General features: G+C 60.5%; 12 protein-coding genes. 3 read left to right on the top strand and 9 right to left on the bottom strand.

The genetic code is table 11. From position 1 onward, the window contains the following. Nucleotides 1–3 precede the first annotated feature (3 nt). From bcsB (AC3EMD_RS01135) to bcsR, 4 genes are read right to left on the bottom strand one after another with little or no spacing between them, the layout of a single operon-like run. Nucleotides 4–2,349: a cellulose biosynthesis cyclic di-GMP-binding regulatory protein BcsB gene (bcsB, locus tag AC3EMD_RS01135; protein WP_008806916.1), complete on the bottom strand. Its 2,346-nt coding sequence runs from the start codon at nt 2,347–2,349 to the stop codon at nt 4–6. 10 nt (nt 2,350–2,359) lie between these two features. Next, the gene (gene bcsA / locus AC3EMD_RS01130) at nt 2,360–4,978 is read right to left on the bottom strand and encodes a UDP-forming cellulose synthase catalytic subunit (RefSeq protein ID WP_048268299.1); all 2,619 of its coding nucleotides are present in this window, start codon (nt 4,976–4,978) and stop codon (nt 2,360–2,362) included. Then, nucleotides 4,975–5,706 (bottom strand): cellulose biosynthesis protein BcsQ, encoded by a 732-nt coding sequence (bcsQ, locus tag AC3EMD_RS01125; RefSeq protein ID WP_023323370.1) that lies wholly within the window; start codon nt 5,704–5,706, stop codon nt 4,975–4,977. Before bcsQ ends, bcsA (AC3EMD_RS01130) begins: the two co-directional genes overlap by 4 nt. Before the next feature lie 11 nt (nt 5,707–5,717). Continuing rightward, nucleotides 5,718–5,906, bottom strand: a complete 189-nt coding sequence (gene bcsR, locus AC3EMD_RS01120; RefSeq protein WP_002921513.1) for a cellulose biosynthesis protein BcsR — start codon at nt 5,904–5,906, stop codon at nt 5,718–5,720. 168 nt (nt 5,907–6,074) lie between these two features. Between bcsR and bcsE the strand changes: the two genes are divergently transcribed. From bcsE to bcsG, 3 genes are read left to right on the top strand one after another with little or no spacing between them, the layout of a single operon-like run. Beyond that, a complete protein-coding gene (gene bcsE, locus AC3EMD_RS01115) occupies nt 6,075–7,628 on the top strand; it encodes a cellulose biosynthesis protein BcsE (protein WP_064166791.1) in 1,554 nt (517 codons plus the stop codon). Further along, complete coding sequence (bcsF, locus tag AC3EMD_RS01110) at nt 7,628–7,825, top strand: cellulose biosynthesis protein BcsF (protein ID WP_008806912.1); 198 nt, start codon at nt 7,628–7,630, stop codon at nt 7,823–7,825. The genes bcsE and bcsF overlap by 1 nt, the downstream gene beginning before the upstream one ends. Then, nucleotides 7,822–9,501 carry a cellulose biosynthesis protein BcsG gene (bcsG, locus tag AC3EMD_RS01105; RefSeq protein ID WP_032740318.1) on the top strand — a complete coding sequence of 560 codons (1,680 nt, stop codon included), beginning with the start codon at nt 7,822–7,824 and terminating at the stop codon, nt 9,499–9,501. The genes bcsF and bcsG overlap by 4 nt, the downstream gene beginning before the upstream one ends. Nucleotides 9,502–9,608: 107 nt before the next feature. Here the strand turns inward: bcsG and AC3EMD_RS01100 are convergent, their stop codons facing one another. The 5 genes from AC3EMD_RS01100 to bcsA (AC3EMD_RS01080) are packed head-to-tail and all read right to left on the bottom strand — an operon-like array spanning nt 9,609 to nt 19,690. Then, nucleotides 9,609–10,610, bottom strand: coding sequence for a family 8 glycosyl hydrolase (locus AC3EMD_RS01100; protein WP_032733919.1), 1,002 nt, complete (start codon nt 10,608–10,610; stop codon nt 9,609–9,611). 11 nt (nt 10,611–10,621) lie between these two features. Then, nucleotides 10,622–11,098, bottom strand: a complete 477-nt coding sequence (bcsD, locus tag AC3EMD_RS01095) for a cellulose biosynthesis protein BcsD (RefSeq protein ID WP_008806909.1) — start codon at nt 11,096–11,098, stop codon at nt 10,622–10,624. After that, nucleotides 11,098–15,150 (bottom strand): cellulose biosynthesis protein BcsC, encoded by a 4,053-nt coding sequence (locus tag AC3EMD_RS01090; RefSeq protein ID WP_302073891.1) that lies wholly within the window; start codon nt 15,148–15,150, stop codon nt 11,098–11,100. The genes bcsD and AC3EMD_RS01090 overlap by 1 nt, the downstream gene beginning before the upstream one ends. Next, complete coding sequence (bcsB, locus tag AC3EMD_RS01085) at nt 15,150–17,582, bottom strand: cellulose biosynthesis cyclic di-GMP-binding regulatory protein BcsB (RefSeq protein WP_302073890.1); 2,433 nt, start codon at nt 17,580–17,582, stop codon at nt 15,150–15,152. Before bcsB (AC3EMD_RS01085) ends, AC3EMD_RS01090 begins: the two co-directional genes overlap by 1 nt. Next, nucleotides 17,579–19,690, bottom strand: a complete 2,112-nt coding sequence (gene bcsA / locus AC3EMD_RS01080; protein WP_008806906.1) for a UDP-forming cellulose synthase catalytic subunit — start codon at nt 19,688–19,690, stop codon at nt 17,579–17,581. Before bcsA (AC3EMD_RS01080) ends, bcsB (AC3EMD_RS01085) begins: the two co-directional genes overlap by 4 nt. Nucleotides 19,691–19,692 lie beyond the last annotated feature (2 nt).

Here is a 19,692-nt window from a genome sequence, read left to right as displayed (position 1 = left end):
GGTTTATTCATCATCCAGGCTAAGACGGCGGCGACTGATGATGCGCAGCATGCGCCACAGCACCCACGCCAGCAGCACAATACTGATAGCGGCGAAGATCGCCAGCAGTATCGGGTGGTTAGAGAGCGCGAACCAGATGCGCTCGAACCAGGGCAGATGACCCACGTAGTAGATATCCCCTACCCGCAGACTGTTGACGCCGGACTCGCGGATCACCGCTACCGAGCCAAACATTGCTGCCCGCTTACCGCTGTCGTTGAGGGCGTTGGTCAGCAGTTCATTACCGCGCGGGCTGTCGGCCAGCAGGGCCACCACGCTGCGCTGATCGTTATACGGCGACTGGAAGCCAATCACCGCCGCCATCGGCCCGGAAGAGGTAATGTCGGTGCGGGTATTGGGCGTGCGGGCATCGTCATCGGGATAAATGCTCGCCAGGTCATAGTGGCGCATCGGCATTTTCACCCAGCTTTTGGTCGCCTCGACCAGCAGGTTGATTTTGGTGTCGTCCTTGAGGGACGACGGGATCGCGCCGATCAACAGCAGATCCGCATCTTTGTTCTTGATCTGGTTGCCATCGTCGGTCATCTGCAGATTAATCGCCGCCAGACCGGTCTGCGAACCGATACCGCCCAGCGCCTGCAGCAGCGTCGCCACCTGGCCCTGGGTCGGCGCTTTCGGCACCACCACCAGCGTGTCGGAGAGGTCGGCCATACGGCTGTAAGGGAAGCCCGCATTGGCGAAGACGCGCAGGTCCGGCAGGGCGATAAAGTGATAATACTTCGAGAAGTCGATGGTCGAATCGTCGCCAATCACCACATGGTTCTGCACCGGCTGGAAGGTAATACAGTTGTCGATGGAGCCGCCCGGCATCGGGTTCATGTACTGGAAGTCAAAGCGCAGCTGGTTGACCGCCCCGAGACGCAGCGCGGGGATGGTGACCTCTGATTTGCCGTCCAGCAGCCCCTGCAGCACCGGCAGGCGCAGGATCAGTTTGTTCACGTCCTGAGCGCTGTTCAGGCTGAACGACTGCAGGAACTGGTCGTTGAGGCTGATATCCATCCGCGAACTGTCCTTCACCGGCGGCATGGTGTAGCGATATTTCAGATCCATATCGATGCCGTTGGCCCGCAGCAGATAGAGATCCGGCGGCAGATTAAGCGCCACGGTGATGGCATCCGGCACCAGCCCGCTGGACTGCAGCTGTTGCTCATAGGTTTTCAGCTCAGCGAAGGTGACCGAGCGGTCGGTGCGCACCCAGTTCGGTGCGTCGTAAGGCTGACGCGGCTGCAGGGTTTTGATGCCGTCCACAGTGACACTGCTGCCGCGGAACAGAATATTGCCCTGGGCAATCCCCTTCGCCGCCAGCAGCAGGTCGTTATCATCGCGGCCGAAAATTACCAGCAGCTTGACGTAAGGATCGTTCGGGTTGTCGATCATTTCGATGGTCGGCGCCTTGACCGGCGGATGATCGCGCAGGAAGTCCGGGCGCTTGTCGTTGGTGGCGAAGACAATGGCGTTACGATCCGGCAGTTCGTTGAAATAGACCGGGAACTGCTGGCCGCGCCAGCCGGCCTTGCTGCCGAACCAGGAGGCGACAATCGCCGCCGCCTGCTGCTGGGCCACCGCTGGCGAGCCCGGGAAAATCATCGGTAGCGTCAGCGGGCGGTTATCGCGCGGATCGTAGAACGGCACCGGGAAGTGTGACAGATCGTTATGCACCTTCAGCGACTGGTAGGTGAGATCCAGATAGCTTTCGCGCCCGACGTCCAGCCACAGCGTGCTGCTGGCGGGGTTTTCGCAGACATCGCGGTAGTGACCGACAAACTCCAGCCGTACGCGGTTGAAGTCGGTGATGTACAGCGGGTCAATCGGCAACTGCGCGCGGATCTTTTTCCCCAGCTGCTCTTTGGTCACGGGCAGGACGCCCATCAGCTCATCGTTGAGATAGACTTTCAGCTGCGACTGCACGGGCAGCAGCGAAGGCGATGGGGTGTATTCCAGGTTGAGCAGCGCGTTGGCGACCAGCTCATCGCTGCGCATGCCGAATTCGACCGACGCGTCAGGCCGTGAGCCTCGCAGCACGATGCTGCCGGGCGGCGGCGCGATGGTGGCAAAAGTCAGCTTCACCTCCCGCTGCGGGACGTTCTCGGCCACCGCCGCCGGGGCGGTCGGTTCGGCAAGGGCCGCCGTTGGCTCGCCCACCACGATCGGCGCGCCCGGGGTCGCTACCTGCGGCTGAACGCCAGGGGCGGCGTTCGCCACGACGGCCGGCGCCGCATAAGAGGCCAGCGGATACCAGCTGCACATGCCCACCGCTACTGCACACATCCAGGAAAGTTTTCTTTTCATCGCATTATCATCATTGTTGAGCCATTGCCGGGTCTGCGGAGAGCGTCGGCGCGGCGCGTTCAGGGCGTCGGGGTACAAACGACACTATCCAGGCCACCAGCGAAGTGAGCGCGCGGAAAACCACCTTCACCGACGGCGGCGAAAACTCCGCCAGGTGACGATAGCCACGGAAGCCCAGCTTGAGGATATCCAGCAGGCTTTCCATCGGCTTGTCTTCCGGGAAGCTATCCTGCCAAAGCGCCCACGTATCAGCGCGGGCAAACGTACACTGCACAAAATCGATATGCTGTTGGTTGGTCAACGGCAGTAGCTGGAGCCCCACCTCGCTGCCGTTGACCCGCGCGACCCTTACCGGGAAGGCATATTCCTGCTGTCCTCGTTTGAGCAACAGCCGGGCGTTCTGGCCTTCCAGCACCTGCGCGTCGCCGTGAATTTTGATCCCCAGCCCGCCGTCGGAATAGTCGTGAACCGTGCAGGAGAACAGATGGCCATCTTCGCGGGCAATCGCCGCCGGCATGCTCATTTCGACACGATGCGAACGGCGAACCTGCTTGCTTTCGACCGAGACCGCCACCGCGCCGCCAAGAATAATCAGGTTGTAGAACACCCAGACAATACTCACCCAGACGGTGAGAATTTCGTTTTCCGGGCCATACATAAATCGCCAGATCCCCACCGCGACGCCGACCAGATTGAGCAGTACAAGGTAGATATAGGGCCGGGAGATCACCCAGTCGACATACTCTTCTTCCACCAGCCCGCCCTTCGCGGTGACGTTGAACTTACCTTTATGCGGGTTAATCAGCGCCACAAAGGTGGGCGGCGCGATATACCAGGCCAGCACCGTCTCGTAGATTTCACTCCAGAACGAATGGCGGTATTTGCCCTGAATCTTCGAGTTGGTCAGGCTGGCGTGGATCATGTGCGGCAGCACGAACAGCGCGATCATCAGCGCGGGCGCATAAATGATATAGGCATGGAGCAGCAAAAAGGCCAGCGGCGCCGTGAGGAAGATGAGGCGCGGAATACCGGAGAGGAAGTGGAGCATGGCGTTGGCGTAGCAGACGCGTTGCGCCAGCTTCAGGCCTTTGCCAAACAGCGGGTTATCGAGCCGAAAAATCTGCACCATCCCGCGCGCCCAGCGGATGCGCTGGCCGATATGCGCGGACAAACTCTCCGTCGCCAGCCCCGCCGCCTGCGGGATCCGCATATAGGCTGAGGTGTGTCCCCGCCGGTGCAGACGCAGAGAGGTATGGGCATCTTCGGTTACCGTTTCGACGGCTATCCCGCCAATCTCATCCAGCGGGCCGCGACGGATAACGGCGCAGGAGCCGCAGAAGAAGGTGGCGTCCCACATGTCGTTCCCGTCCTGCACCAGGCCGTAGAACAACGTCCCTTCGTTCGGCGTTTTGCGAAAGCGGCCAAGGTTGCGCTCAAAGGGATCGGGCGAGAAGAAGTGGTGCGGGGTCTGCATCATCGCCAGCTCTTTCTCTTTCAGGAACCAGCCCATGGTCATCTGCAGAAACGAGCGCGTCGGCACATGGTCGCAGTCAAAGATCGAGACGAACTCCCCTTTGGCGTATTTCAGCGCATTGTTGATGTTACCGGCCTTGGCGTGCTCGTGGCTGGTACGGGCGATATAGTGCACCCCGACATCTTTGGCAAACTGGCGAAACGCTTCCCGTCCGCCATCGTCGAGGATCCAGATGTTCAGCTTGTCCTTCGGCCAGTCGATGCCCTGCGAGGCGTAAATGGTGTTTTTCACCACGTTGAGATCTTCGTTGTAGGTAGGGACGAAGATGTCCACGGTTGGCCACAGATCCATATCCTCCGGCAGCGGCACCGGCTGGCGGTTCAGCGGCCAAACCACCTGGAAGTAGCCCAGCACCAGCACCACCCAGGCGTAGGTCTCTGCGAACAGCAGAATGATCCCGCACACCAGGCTTACCGGGTCGTTCCAGTTCAGCGTCGAGGTGTAGCGCCACCAGATATAGCGGCACGACACCGTCAGCGACAGTACAATAAGCATCAGCGCCGAGAAACGCCCCGGGATGCGCCGCACCAGCAGCGCCACGCCCCACAGCAGCATCAGGAAGATAAACTGCGACAGCGGGTTAAAGGGCTGCGTAATACACATTAGCGCCAGCACCAGCGAGCAGAAGGTCACCCCCCCAAGGATCGCCCGACGCAGCTTCGGATTAAGGTGCGCCAGCTCTTTCTGTTTATCCAGATGGCCGGTGCGGGCATTCACCTGTTCAGGCAATTTTTCCAGCCATTGCGTATAGCGACCGTGCACCCCTTCCAGGGCCGCCAGCGAGCGCCAGTTGACCTTTTTTTCCGGCTCCGGCACGCGCGTCGCCAGCAACCACAGGGATTGCAGCAGGTAGCGCACCGGATCCAGCGGACGCGGGCGATGCGGATTAATATGGGGAAAATAGGTTTCATGGTGGGCCAGAATCGCCTGCCAGCGCGGCGTCTCCAGCGGCATCAGCGCCCAGACCAGCGACGCCCACAGACAGCCAAGCGACGCCGAGAGCCAGGAGGCCCCGTGCTGCCGATAGTCGTCATAGCGCGCGCGCAGCCGTTCCCCCACCGGCGGAGCCAGCAGCAGCGTGCTGAGGCGGATCATGCCGGCCTCCCGCCGGAATAGTGGATCAGGCACCAGTTCGCCAGGGTCAGCACCTCTTCCGCCGCCAGGGAGTCCTGACGATACTCCCCGAGAGGTTGTTTCGCCGCCAGGCACTCGGCCATCGCCTCGTCGCGGTGAATCGTCACCGGCAGGATGCGCGGCTGGCTCTCCAGCCACAGCTGGTAGAGATCTTCCTGTAGCTGGCTGCCGACCCGCAGATCGTTAATCAGAATGTCGCTGTTGGCCGGGAGGGGCTGCTGGTGTAGACGGATATGGCTATTGGCGTCGGGATGAACCACCACCAGTGTGCGATCGCACAGCGTCAGCAGCTCGCGGGTTAATGGCGAATAACCGTTCGGCAGATCCAGCAGCAGCCAGCGGTACTGGCTCTGCAGCCGCTGCACAGCCTCCGCCATCGCCCCCAGCGCGGGCTGCAGCTGGTCAGCATTTTCTCTTTCGCCGGCGCTGAGCTGGCCAAACGGCAGCAGATCGATATGTTGCGTATAGCGCAGACCCGCGTCGCGCCAGTCCCGACCGTCGAGCAGCGCCCGCGCCCAGCCGTCCTGATGATGGACGTCGGTATTGAAAAAAAAGCGCAGCATATTATCCGGGCTGGCGTCGATCGCCAGCACCGTTTCACCGAGCAATTGCAGCGCCCAGGCGAGTGCAGCCGTAATGGACGTGACGCCAGTCCCCCCGCGCACGCCCTGTAATCCCAGAATAGCCATCTCCGGCTTCCTTATTTTTTCTCTGCAAACTCTGCCAGTAACGGCCAGCGCTTCAGCGCCGCATTCAGCTGCTCGCGCCGGGAAATATCATGATAATCAATATCCGGCAGGGAAAATGCCCGGCTTAGCGCCAGAAAATCATTTTGAAAGGTGTACCCCAGCGTGGCGTCCGTGGGTACTGCAGGATCTTTTGCTGGCATATCTCTGTCCGTTTGAAATTTATTATTAAACCAGAGGACGAATACAGCGCATCCTTAAAAGCAGGTGTACATGCTAAAACTGATGACCTTTAATTTCAATGTTAGGTTTACTCTGTCGGTTTCGCTAGTAAACTTATCCAGTGTCAATCAGGGCGCACGAGGGATGCCGTGGATAGTGTATTTACTTTGGGTATTTCATCATTATGGGATGAAGTGTGCCATATGCCGGTCGGTGGGGTATGGTGGCTCAACGTTGACCGTTATACCGATGCCGTCAGTCTGTTTAATCAGACGCTGGCCGCGCAGGCGAAAAACAGCAAGATCGCCGCGCTGGTAATGGGAGACAAACCTAATAATATCATTTCATTAGATAATGAAGGTGGCCCGGATAATATCGCGCTGTTCACCCTGCCGAATCGTCCGGAAGCCCTGGAAGAAATACATCGTGATTTAGTCTGCTCCCTCGAACCTGGCAATTACTTGTTTATTCTGCTATGCGCTGAAAATACCTGGCAAAATATAAATAAAGATAAGCTATGCGCGTGGGTGGAAAAGACCAGCCGCTGGGCGCAATATCACCGTTGCGCTTTCCTGGCGATCAATTCCGCCCAGGATATCGATCGACAGCTCACCCCATTATTACGCGAGTACCGTTCCCTTTCCGGCCTGGCAAGTATTCGTTACCAGGGCGACCGGCATCTCTTTGATATTGCCTGGTGGGGAAGCGACAAAGGCATCAGCGCTCAGCAGCAGCTGATGGTCCAACGCGATGATGCCGGCTGGCGGCTGGCGCAGGAGACGGAAACCAACGTTCAGCCACGTAGTGATGAGAAGGTGATCCTCAGCAATATGCGCGTGCTGGAAGGCGCCCCGCCGCTGTCGGAATACTGGACCCTGTTCGATACCAACGACGAGGTTTTCAACGCCGGGCGCACCGCACAAGCGGCCACGGTACTTTTCTCCATCACCCAGAATACGCAAATTGAACAGCTGGGCCGCTATATTCATACCCTGCGTCGCCAGCGCGGTACGGCGCTGAAAATTATTGTCCGTGAACAAACGCCCAGCCTGCGCGCGACAGATGAGCGGCTACTGCTTAGCAGCGGTGCCAGTCTGGTGATCCCCAGCAGCGCGTCGCTCTCCCGCTGTCTGACGTTGATCGAAAGCGTGCAGAACCAAAAATTCTCCCGCCATATTCCGGAGGATTTCGCCACGCTGTTGACCTGGAGCCAGCCGTTAAAGCTGCGCGGCTACCAGAAGTGGGATGCTTTCTGCGAGGCGGTACAGAACGTGATGGCCAATACCCTGCTGCCCGCCGACAGCAAAGGCGTAATGGTGGCCCTGCGCCCGGCGCCAGGGCTGCGCGTTGAGCAGGCGCTGACGTTATGCAAACCCAACCGGATGGGCGATATCATGACCATCGGCAATAACCGGCTGGTGCTGTTTTTGTCGTTTTGCCGGATCAATGACCTCGATACCGCGCTAAACCACATTTTCCCGCTGCCGACCGGCGATATTTTTTCTAACCGCATGGTGTGGTTTGAAGACAAGCAGATCCTCTCGGAAATCGTGATCATGCGCGGCGTCGAACCGGCGCGCTGGAACACGCCGCTGCCGCTGTCGGTGGGTAAAAACGAGACCATCAACGCCACCCACGATGGACGCCACTGGCGACGCTACCCCGAGCCGCACCGGTTAACCACCCGCGAGGAACAAGCCTGATGATGTCTATCGCCGATATTCTGCAACTGGTGGTGCTCTGCGCCCTGCTGTTTTTCCCGCTGGGTTACCTGACGCGCCATTACCAGCGCCGTATTCGCACGACGTTAAGATTGATGTTCTTTAAACCCCGTTACGTGAAACCGGCAGGCGTATTACGCCGGGGAGCCACGGTTAAGCAAGGCAAAGCGAACAAATGACAAACACTAAACCGACCGCGACACCGCTTCCGCTCTGGCAGTACTGGCGCGGCCTTGGCGGCTGGAATTTATATTTTCTGGTCAAATTTGCCCTGCTGTGGGCCGGGTATCTCAATTTCCACCCGATGCTGAACCTGGTGTTTCTCGCCTTTCTGCTGGTGCCGATCCCGCGCGAAAAGCTACACCGTATCCGCCACTGGATCGCTATTCCGCTCGGCTTCGCGCTGTTCTGGCACGATACCTGGCTGCCCGGTCCGGAGACGCTTCTTAGCCAGGGTTCGCAAATCGCCGGCTTCAGCGCCAGCTATATCTGGGATCTGATCGTCCGGTTTATTAACTGGAGCATGGTCGGCGCCTTCTTTGTTTTACTGGTCCTGTGGCTGTTTATCAGTCAGTGGCTGCGCGTCACCGTGTTTGTCTCCGCGATGGTCGTCTGGCTGGCGGTCAGCCCGCTGCTGCCAGCCTTTACCCTATGGCCCGCCGGTCAGCCCACCACGGCCGCCGCCACGACCGCGCCGGCCAATACCGGGGCCAACGCCGCCGCTGGCGCCGCGACCAGCCCCGCCAGCAGCGATATTCCACCGCAGACCGAGCCGCCGACGTCAGCCAATCTCACCAACTGGCTGAACGGTTTCTATGCCGCCGAGCAGAAACGCAAAACGCCGTTCCCGGACCAGCTGCCGGCGGATGCCCAGCCGTTTGACCTGCTGGTGATCAATATCTGCTCGCTCTCCTGGTCGGATATTGAAGCCGCCGGTCTGATGGACCATCCGCTGTGGAAGCATTTCGATATTGTCTTCAAAAACTTTAACTCCGCGACCTCCTACAGCGGCCCGGCGGCGGTGCGCCTGCTGCGCGCCAGCTGCGGCCAGCTGTCGCATACCAACCTGTATCAGCCGTCCGGCGCCGATTGCTACCTGTTTGAAAACCTGGCGAAACTCGGCTTCAACCAGCAGCTGATGCTCGGCCATAACGGTCTGTTCGGCGACTTCCTGAAAGAACTGCGTTCGCTGGGCGGCATGCAGAGCCCGCTGATGGACCAGACCGGATTGCCGGTCAGCCTGCAGGCGTTTGACGGCTCCCCGGTGTATGAGGATCTGGCGGTCCTCAACCGCTGGCTGAAGACCGAAGAGGCCAGCAGCAATCCGCGGAGCGCCACCTTCTATAACACCCTGCCGCTGCATGACGGCAACCACTTCCCGGGGCAAAGCAAAACCGCAGACTACAAAGTGCGGGCGCAGAAGCTGTTTGATGACCTGGATAACTTCTTCACCGAGCTGGAGAAATCGGGGCGGAAAGTGATGGTGGTGGTGGTGCCGGAACACGGCGGCGCGCTGAAGGGCGATAAGATGCAGGTCTCTGGCCTGCGGGATATCCCGAGCCCGTCGATCACGAACGTCCCGACGGCGGTAAAATTCTTCGGCATGAAAGCGCCGCATGAAGGGGCGCCGATTATCATCGATCAGCCCAGCAGTTACCTGGCGGTGTCGGAGCTGGTGGTGCGTGCCCTCGACGGCAAAATGTTCAGCGAGGACAGCGTCAACTGGCAGCAGTATGTCGCAAACCTGCCGCAGAGCGCAGCGGTGTCCGAAAACGCCAACGCCATCGTCATCCAGTATCAGGGCAAGCCTTATGTCCAGCTGAATGGCGGTAGCTGGGTGCCTTATCCGCAATAAGCGACAAGGCCGTCCAAACTGGCGGCCTTACATCGTGAGACGTTCCCATTCTCCCTTCCCCACCCGCATGCCTACGGGCGGGGAAGGCGGCAAATCAATCACCGTCTCTAACGCTGATCCTGTTTCGCCAGCCAGACCAACTGCTTGAGGCTGGCAGAGTAATAATCATCCTTGTCGTCAATCTGCGGCGCCTCCTGCGGTTCACCCAGCGTCAGATCGCGCACCGCCAGCAGACCGCCGGCCATATACCAGGGGGCCACCTCGTTGGTGCTGACGTTGATCCACGCCGGGGTTTGCAGACGCGGGTAACTCTGCATCCAGGCCTTCCACGGCGCGAGCAAAGCGCTTTGCGGATCGGCCCACGAGAGATACAGCGGGATACGAATCGCATCGAAACTCATCCGCGGCGGCCACTCTTTGGCTGGCAGCATCTTGCCATCCGCCCGCAGCGCCACCCAGTCGCTGGGCAGGTGTAATTTCCCCCACCCCATCTGCCCCAGCAGCGCCTGTCCGTCGGTCTGCAATGTCCGCCAGGCGGTCAGATGCGTCCGCTCCGCGAAGGCGCGCCAGGCCGGAAAGATGAAATAGGAGGGATTAAGGTTCAGATGGTCGTTGAGATTGAACCCTTTCACGCCCGGGAGCATCACCTGACGACCGGCGAAGGTCACCACCGTATATTTCAGCAGGGAGGCGGTGATGGCATCCGAGGCAATCGCGTAGCGCTTGTCCTGCCACTGCTTTTGCGCACGCAACAGCGCCCAGGCGATCAGCGTATCGCCATCAGAGGCGTTGTTTTTATCGGCGATAGGGTCCGGTGCCACCGGGTTATAACGCCAGTAAAACAGCCCGTTAGACTTATCGCGCAGGGTGCTGTCCGTCCACTGCCACAGCTTGTCGAACGCCGGGCGATCGTTATTCGCCACCGCCAGGAGCATGGCAAAGCCCTGACCTTCCGTATGCGACACATTGCCATTGGCGGTATCAATGATACGGCCGTCCGGCATCATAAAACGGGCCTTATAGCGCTCCCAGGCCGTATCCGCCCACGCCCGGGGCACCAGCATCACTGCCGTTGTCACTATCACCGCCACTAAAGCACGCAGGGGCATACATTCACTCATTATGGATGGTAGTAAAGAAACTGAACGTCAGAGACAGAGAACACCCGCTCACGTTGTAAAACGACATGAGCACTGCCTCCCTGACTCTGCAGCCAGCGAGAATATAACCCCTCCAGTATGGCACAGAACGCGTTGCACCAGCGCACGCGTCCCGCGTCGTCCCGGCTGACCGGCAACGCCTGATGGCGCAGGCGCAGGCCATCCTCACCGACATCAATCGTCACCACGCCCCAGTGGAAATGGGTCAGCAGCCGGTTGATATTCGCCTCCAGCTCTCCCACCGTCTCCGACGCCGGCAGCGGATGGGTCTCCGCCAGCGAGGCGCCCATCTGACGCAGGAAGGGCTGGCTTTCCAGCTCGCCGGCATTATTTAACATACCTTCGACCATAATAACCAACAGATCGAACCATCCGGCAGGCGTCTGCTGCTGCTGGAACCAGGTCGTGACCACCGGGTTATTGTTCTCCGTCATCATCAATGATCTCCCAACATATAGCGGATATAGAGCCCGGCGGTGCTTTCGTTATAATCCCCGAAGGTGTCATAGCCAATCTGGCCCCCCAGCGTCATCTGTTTGTTAACCTTGTAGTCCGCCCCGGCGCGCAGGGTATAGCCGATGCCGCTCTTCGAGGTCGCGGAATAGTAGGCTTCCTTGGCAAACCCATTGCTCACCGCCGTTTCCAGGGTTTGCTGCCACTCCGAATTGGTCGGGAAATAGGCGCTCTTATCCTGACTGTAAGACTGGTAGCCCACCGAGCCGCCAAGCTTCATGGTCCAGTTATCATATTTCTCCGTCAGACTGACCGGCAGCGACACGCTGACATAGTTTTGCGGGCTAAAGTAGCCCCCCTGACCATAGGTGAAGTAGCTGAGGTTCTTGGAATAATCCATATAGCTCATGCTCAACCCGGTCTGTAACTGGCGGTATTCGTCATGATAGGGCCGCAGATAGACCCCGGCATTGGCGTTAATGCTGGTGTTGCTGGCGACGTTCTGCCCCAGATAGCTGTATCCGCCGCCGCCGACATAGAAGCCCGCGTCGCCGTCGTCATAGCTCAGCTGCAGGGTGCCGCCGTTTTTCGTCACCTGCCCCCAAGTTTTACCGGAATAAGTGTCCTTCAGACCAACGTAAGAAAGCAGGCTGTCGGTCAGTGAGCGGCGTTCGCCGGTCAGGATCAGCGACAGGTAGTTGCTCAGCTTAGGCGACCATTTCACCCCGCCGACAACGGTATTGAGATCCTGGCCCAGCGGCGTGCTGCCAATGTCGACGCGATAATCGTCACCGCTTAACGCCAGCGCCAGCTCGACGCCGTTAGCCTTCTGCGAATCGGTTGAGCCGCTGGTCTGGTCAACGTTCGGCTTAAGGCTGGAAGAGGCCAGATAGCTGGCGACCTGTCCCGAATCATAGCTCCCGAGCTTCGCCAGGTTTTCCATCCCGCTGCTGGTGGTCGGATTGAAATCTGCCGCATTCAGGGTGCCCAGGCCGCTTAAGGCTTCGGCCCCCGGATTGCTGGCAAAATAGGCCGTCCGCTCCGCCTCGGTCATCGAGGCGATCGCCGCCTGCTCGCTGGTGGCGGTACTCACCATATTGGAGACCGCATTAGCCAGCGGGTTGGCGCCGTAGCGACGCCAGGCGTCGCCGCTGGCGGTTCCGGCGTTCAACGACATCGGGGTGACGGTAAAGTCAAAGCGCGAATCGCCAAATGGCGAAGAAGACCAGGTCAGCGGCGTCCGGAGCTCCGTCAGCTTGCTGGTACCCGATTCGCCGTCGCGCCCGCGCACGTCCATACCGCCCTGCAGCCAGCTGCCGGTTTTCTCCTGCAGCGACTCCATCATGGTGTCCACCTGGCGCAGCATCCGCGTCTCGGCGGTGTCCACTGGCAGATCGGGGCGCTGGATCCCCGGCAGCGTGGAACCGGGCGCGGCGGCCGACTGGGCGACCTGCCACGGCATATACTGCCCGTAGGCGGAGGCCGTTCGCGTCGGCGCCGACGTTTGCGACACGCCGATGAAGGGGTTATCCGCCGCCAGCACCCCGCCGACGGTTGGCGTTTCGCTGCTGTTGGTGCTTTGCATACCCAGCAGTTTGCCGCGGGCGCTACGCAGGTAGGTCATCGCCTGCTGATGATGGCCCTGCGCCTCTGCGACTCTCGCCAGCAGCAGTAAGCGATCCGGGGAGTTATCCTGGCGCAAACCGCCGGCCAGCTGTTCGGCACGATCGTTGTTCCCCGCCGACAGCGCCACGTCGATGGCCCCGGCGCGCGCGTCCTGGTTCGGCGTATCGCGCGTCATCAGGTAGTCATAGACCACCCCGGCCTCTTTGTTCATTTTGCCGCTCTGGTACAACCGCGCCATCGCGAACATCAGATCGGTATTCTGCGGATCGCTTTGCATGGCGCGGATCAGCTTGTCATACGCCGCAGCGTAATTGCCCTCCTCGCGCAGGCGATCGGCTTCGTTGATCACATAGCCGTTGCGAATACTCGCCAGCTGCGTCGGCGTACTGCTGGCCTGCAGCTGCGGATTGCTGAGCAGGTTCTGCGCCTCGCCGGTCAGCCCGGCCTGATTCAGCACCGCAATCTGATCGGCGTAATCACCGGCGTTGCCGGACACCCCGCTGCTGATATTGTTGCGCACCAGCGAGACCGCGGTAGTCAGATCGCCGCTCTCGGCCAGCAGCCGCGCCAGCTTGCCGGCGTCCGCCGGGGCTTTCGGCGGCGTGGAGGCCATCGCCCGCAGGGTATTGCTGGCGGCAGTGCGGTTGCCCTGCGCCAGATAGTTTTCGGCGGTCGCCAGCTGCAGGTTGTAGTTCACCCGCTGGCGTAAATCGCGCATGTCGCTGGTCTGGCTGCCGCCGGGAATGCGCGCCAGCAGCGTCTGCGCCTGCTGCCAGGCGCCGTTTTCGCTGGCAAACAGGGCGGCGGCATACAGCGCATTGTTGCTGGCGCCCGGGCGATAGGCCGCCGACATCAGCGAAGAGGCCTCGCTACCGTTACCCGATTTTTGCAACAGCCGGGCCAGATCAAGGCGCAGCCAGGGATCGTCCGGATAACGGGCGACGCCTTCGCGCAGAGTGGCAATCGCGCCGGCTGGATTACCGCTGCTGACCTGCGCCTGGGCCTGACGGCGCACGGCATCGCCCGGCATACCGGCCACCACCCGCGGCTGCAGTTTTTGCTGCAGGCTCTGCGGGAGCGTCTGCAGCATCGCCTGCGCCTCGGCGGATTTATTCTGCTCGCGCAGCACGTAATAGAGGTTTTCCCGCCCCGCCGCGTTCTGCGGATCGTCGCTTAACAGCGAACGTAGCGTTTGCTCCGCCTGGGGCAAATCTTTGTTATGTCGCAGCACATCGGCGCGGAACAGCTTCGCCGAGGCGCCCCGCGCCCCGCTCTGCTGCGCCAGCGGCGCGGAGAGCGCCAGCGCCTGACTAATATTGCCCTGCTTATAGGCCTGCTGCGCCTGCGCCAGCTGGCCGTAGAACAGCGCATCGGCCGCCTGCTGACGACGGGTCGCCGAGGCGTCGCCGCCGAGATCCGCCGCCCGGCTCAAATACTGCGACGCGGCCTGGTAGTCGCCGCTGCGCTGCGCGATATAGCCCATGCCCGCCAGCGCATCGGCATCCTGCGGGTTGGTCTGCAGCACCTCTTCAAATTGCTGCTTCGCGGCGGCGGTATTGCCGCTGTTCAGATTGGCATAGCCCTGGCCACGCGCCTGACCGCTGCGCCGTTCGCGAAAGTAATTCTGGACTTCGCTATCCTGCGGATGCCGCTGCATCCAGGTGTCGTAATACTGTTCATCGCCGGCCTGCGGGCCCAGCCAGAGCAGCGCCTGACGCAAGCCGCTGTCCGCCTCTTTATTGCCGCTGGCCATCGGCTCGAGCAGAGCGATCCCTTCCCGGCGGGTCTCTTCCCGCCAGGTTAAGGCTTTGCCCAGCGCCACCCGCGGGGCGTTCTCCTGCGGATGCTGGGCCACGTACTGGCGCAGTTCGCTGATGGCCTGCGGATAAAGCGATTTGTCGCTGGCCATGGTCAGGTAATATTCCGCCGCCAGCCCGGCAGGCGGCGTATTGCCATTAAACATGCTGCGCCAGGTCGCCAGCGCCCCGGGAATATTGCCGCCGCGCGCCTGCTGGCGGGCCAGGCTGAGCTGCCCCTGCGGCACCTGCGACATCTTTTTAGCGTTGTCTAAATCCTGCAGCCCCGGGCTGTCAGGCGCCGCTTTCGCCAGCCGGGCGCGCCACTGCGCCGCCGCCTGCATATCGCCACCCTGCTGCGACCAGAGCGCCATCAGATACAGCGCCTGGGTGTTATTGGCATCGACCGAAAGCACCTTCTGCAGGGACTCCATCGCCAGTTCGTCATGGGATTTCTCATGCCAGTAGTTGGCCTGGGCGAACAGCGCCTGCAGCGCCGCGTCGTTACCTGCCGCCAGCGCGCCGCCAGCAGCACCGAGAGTCAACGCGCCGGTGAGGCAGAACGTCGTGAACCGGCGGGAGGTTTTCATCGTTATTGTTATCTTTCTTTTCATTAGTTATCCCCCGAACCCAGACGCTTACGGGCATGACGTTTAAACATCGCGGTCAGCGCCAGTCCCATTATCGAGGTGGCAATCAGCCCCAGCACCGCCAGGAAACCGGAATGCTGGCTGGCATACCAGACGGCCATCATGTACCACGGCATCTGACCGCTGGGGAACGGGGTGCTGACCTGGAAGCTGCGCACCCCGTTATCACTGGTGATCACCGCGGTATCGCCACGGATCCCGGCGTTGATACGCGGCGAGTCCAGATCGGTCTTCAATCGCGCCAGCTGGTCATCATTGCTGGCCATCGCCACCACCACCAGGCGAGTCGCGTTCCACGGCGAACGATAGCTGATGAACCCGCGCCAGGCGCTGCTGGACGAGAAGTAGCGATCGGCATCGAGGCTGGCCGAGGTCCAGTCGCCGGTGAGCCGACGCTGCACTTTTTGCCACAGGTCAGGCTCACGGACGCTCAGCGTGTTATCCACCGGACGATACGGTGAATCAGCCAGCAGGCTCTGGTTAAAGGCCTGCTGATCGAGAGCGGTGACCGCCAGCACGTCACGTTCGCGCAGCGACTGCAGATCCGCGCCGCCGGTCGGCATCCCGAGCACGACGCGGTTATTCGCCAGCGCGGTGCCGGTCGCATTTCCGGAGCGCGCCGCCAGATTCAGCAGGGTGGCCACCTGGGTCTCAGACGGGTCCGCCGGCAGCATGAGCGTCGTTTGCGAATAGTCCGCCAGTCGCGAGAAAGGGAATGAGGCGCCAACGAAATAGGAGAGGTTTGGCAGCAGCGAGAAGTGTCGCGTTTTGCTCAAATCAATCCAGGAGTCGTCAGTGATCCGGCTCTTGATATTGTTATTCAGCAGTACCGAGCACGGAACATCATCCTTCGGCACCACATTGAAGTACATCGACAGCTGGTTATCGCCGTAGATCAGGTAAGGTGCCAGCGGGATGGTAAAGCGCTCCTGGCGCGCATCGCCCCCGAGGTGGCGCCAGACTTTCTCCAGTGGTCCCTGCTTGTTCATCGCCAGGTTATTGAGGAAGGTGCCGTTGAGCGTGACGCTCAGCAGGGACTTGTCCTCATTAATCCAGTTTTCCGATGGGAAGCGGTAGCCAACCTGCAGCGGGATCGTCTCGCCATCCCAGAGATAGAGGTCGGGCGCGGCGCGAAAGGCGATACGTAAAGGCTCATGCCAGACGCCGCTGACGGTCGGGCTTTGATCCTTACGCAACAGTTCGCTGAGCCTGACCGGACGATCGGTGGGGATCCAGCGCGGCGCATCGTACGCTTTACCAACCGGGATGGTCTGCGGTTCGACATCCTGCGTCGCGGTTTGCGGGGCGAAGTTGCCGCGGGTCAACCGCCAGGCGGCCATGCGCAGCGCCATATCGTTTTTACCGACAATCAGCAGCAGTTTGTAGGCCGGATTGGCAGGGTTAGCGATGACGCGCAGCAGCGGTTTATCGGTTTCCGGCAGCGTCATGCCGCCCACCTGCTCGCCCGGATGGCCAATCACAATACCATGGCGTTCCGGCAGGCGATCGCGCAGGGCGCTGAAGGCGATGCCGCGATAGTCCGCCTGGATACCCAGCCATGAAGAGACCAGCGCCGCGGCGCTGAAGACGTCAGCTGAGGGCTTCGCCCCATAGGCGACCGCGATGTCCGCCGGGGTCATCTGCATGCTGTCAAAGAAGGGGCGTGGGAAGTGGCTCAGGTCGTCGCTGATGTTCAGTTGCTGGCTTTCCCAGCTGAAATGCGACGTGGGCAGCACCGTCACCCGCGATGAATCATGAATGTCACGCTGGCACTGCAGGGTATCGCCATCGTTGATCTTCACGCTCAGGTTATTGCTGGAGACCATCAGCGCAGGCGGAATATCCAGCTGATAATGGGAGACATCCTCGCCATCAGCACCCAACGGCAGGGTGCCGAGGGGCTGACCGTTGAGCATCAGTTGCAGGGTGGCGTTGCGGCTCGCCATTTCCGGCGATACGCGGACGGCAAGGCTGAGCTGGGAATGGATCACCACCTGGTCGGAAGGCAGCGTAAAGCTAACGCCCCCCTGCCGCTGGCCGCCGCTGAGGATAATGCCATCCGGCATCCCCATTTGCGCCAGATTCAGATCGCCTCCCCAAACCGGGGCGACGGGGATGACATCGGGCGCAACCGTGTCGCTCACCGGCGGGGTTACTGCGGGCATCTCAGGCACAGGCGTTGTCAACGCCGCATCGCCAGCGGGGGCGGTCGCTACCGCTGGCGTGGCCTCTTCTGGAGCGGCCGCCGGAGGTTCGTCACCGGGCTCATTGTCCGCCGCGCCGTTGAGCTGCGGAAAACTCAGCGGAGCTGAAGCGCCAGTAGCCGGCTCTTCACTGTGCAGCGCAGGCGCAGAGAACATCCCCGCCAGCAGCGCCAGCGTCGTTAATCGCTTCATAACGTCCCATCCTCCTGCGCCGTTTTCGCCACAGCCGTCCGGCTGCGCTGGCTGCGACGGGTTTTCCACGTCAACCAGAACAGTTCGAACACGCAGCGCAAAATGGTGAAGAAGGAGCGGAACGGGTTATCCTGCGGGCGCGGCGGATTAATCCAGGCATCCGCGCGGGCCAGCACCACCCGCACCAGTTCACGGCGGCGCGAGAGAGGAATATCTTCATCAAACTTGAGGCGCAGGAAGCGCTCGTCTGAGGTGACCAGCTGAGCCGGAATGGAGATAGCCCCGGACTGCAGGATCAGCTCAATCTCTTCGATATCATCCTCCAGATGGCGCATATCCGGCGCGGCCACGCGGCAGCCGCCCATCGACAGGTCCGCGGTATGGCTGCGGGAAACGATACCGCTGGCGTAATGGATCACCACCGGAATGTCGACATCGATACGAATGGTTTTTCGCACCTGCCGCGTTTCGCGCGCCACGGCAATCGCCGCCAGCAGGAAGATCAGACTGTAGATCCCCCACCCGACGTTGAGGGCGATAACGTTGGGATCCGAGCCAAAGTAGTCATGGCCAATCGCCCGGACGATGCCGACCACCACCCCCAGGGCCAGCAGGCAGGCCACCACCAGGTGCGGCCGCACCACGGTGAAATCGAAGTAACCGACGTCAAGCAGGCCACCCTTATCGGTAACGTTGAATTTGCCGCGTTTGGGGAAAATCATCGTCACCAGTGTCGGCAGCACCAGGTGGAAGGCCAGCACAATATCGTAGATCTCCCCCCAGAAGCTGTAGCGATAGCGGCCGTTCATTCGCGAACCAACGTAAATAGCGAGGAACAGATGCGGCAGGGCATAGGAGACAATCAGGCTCGCTGAAGAGTAAATAATATTGAGGTTAAACAGCAGATAAGCCAGCGGGGCGGTGACAAACACCACCCTCGGGAGCGCGAACTGGTAGTAGAGCATAGCGCTCAGGTAGCACAAGCGCTGCTGGAAGGTCAGGCCGCGACCAAACAGGGGATTATCGACGCGAAAGATCTGCGTCATCCCGCGCGCCCAGCGGGTACGCTGGATGACGTGCACCACCAGACGTTCGGTGGCGAGACCAGCCGCCAGCGGAATATCGAGAAAGGCCGACTTCCATCCCAGACGCTGAAACTTCAGCGCCGTATGGGCGTCTTCGGTCACCGTTTCGACAGCGAAACCGCCGATCTGCGCCAGCGCCTCACGGCGGATCACCGCGCAGGAGCCGCAGAAAAAGGTGGCGTTCCAGTTGTCGTTCCCCTGCTGAATCGGGCCATAGAACAACATCCCTTCGTTCGGGATGTTGCGCCCGACGGAGAGGTTACGTTCAAACGGGTCCGGGGAATAGAAATAGTGCGGCGTCTGCACCAGAGCCAGCATCGGATCTTTCAGGAAACCGCCGACGGTGGCCTGCAGGAAGACGCGCGTGGCGACGTGGTCGCAGTCGAAAACGCAGATAAGCTCCCCGTGGGTCAGGGTCAGCGCATGGTTAAGGTTCCCCGCTTTGGCGTGCTTGTTGTCGTTACGGGTGATATAGCCCACGCCGACGTCGGCGGCGAACACGGCAAACTCACTGCGTTTGCCATCATCCAGAAGATAGATCTTCATTTTATCTTTTGGATAATCAATGCATTGTGCCGCCAGGACGGTATCGCGCACCACCTCTAACGGTTCGTTATAGCTCGGGATATAGATATCGACCGTCGGCCATTTACTCATATCATCCGGCAGTGGAACAATGCCGCGCTTCAGCGGCCAGACCGTCTGCAGGTAGTTAAGCAGCAGCATCACCCAGATATAAACTTCCGCCAGAAAGAGTCCCATCCCGAGAATGGCTTCAATGGATGAGTTGAAGTGCAGGGTCTGCGTGAGGCGAAAATACATGTAACGCGTGGACATCAGCAGCGACGTGACGACCATAATGACCGATACGCTGCGGCGCTTGCTGAAGCCCATCAGAAAGAGAATACCGATACTAAGCAGACCAAAAATATACTGCTTTTGGCTGTCCATCGGCGTGATCACCACCAGCACGGCGACGGGAGACAGCACCAGCGCCAGCAACCAAAAAAGAGATTTTTTCATTC

Source organism: Klebsiella sp. PK18 (assembly GCF_057784655.1).
Note: the sequence above shows the minus strand (reverse complement) of the source record. Positions and strands in the feature narration are given on the sequence as shown.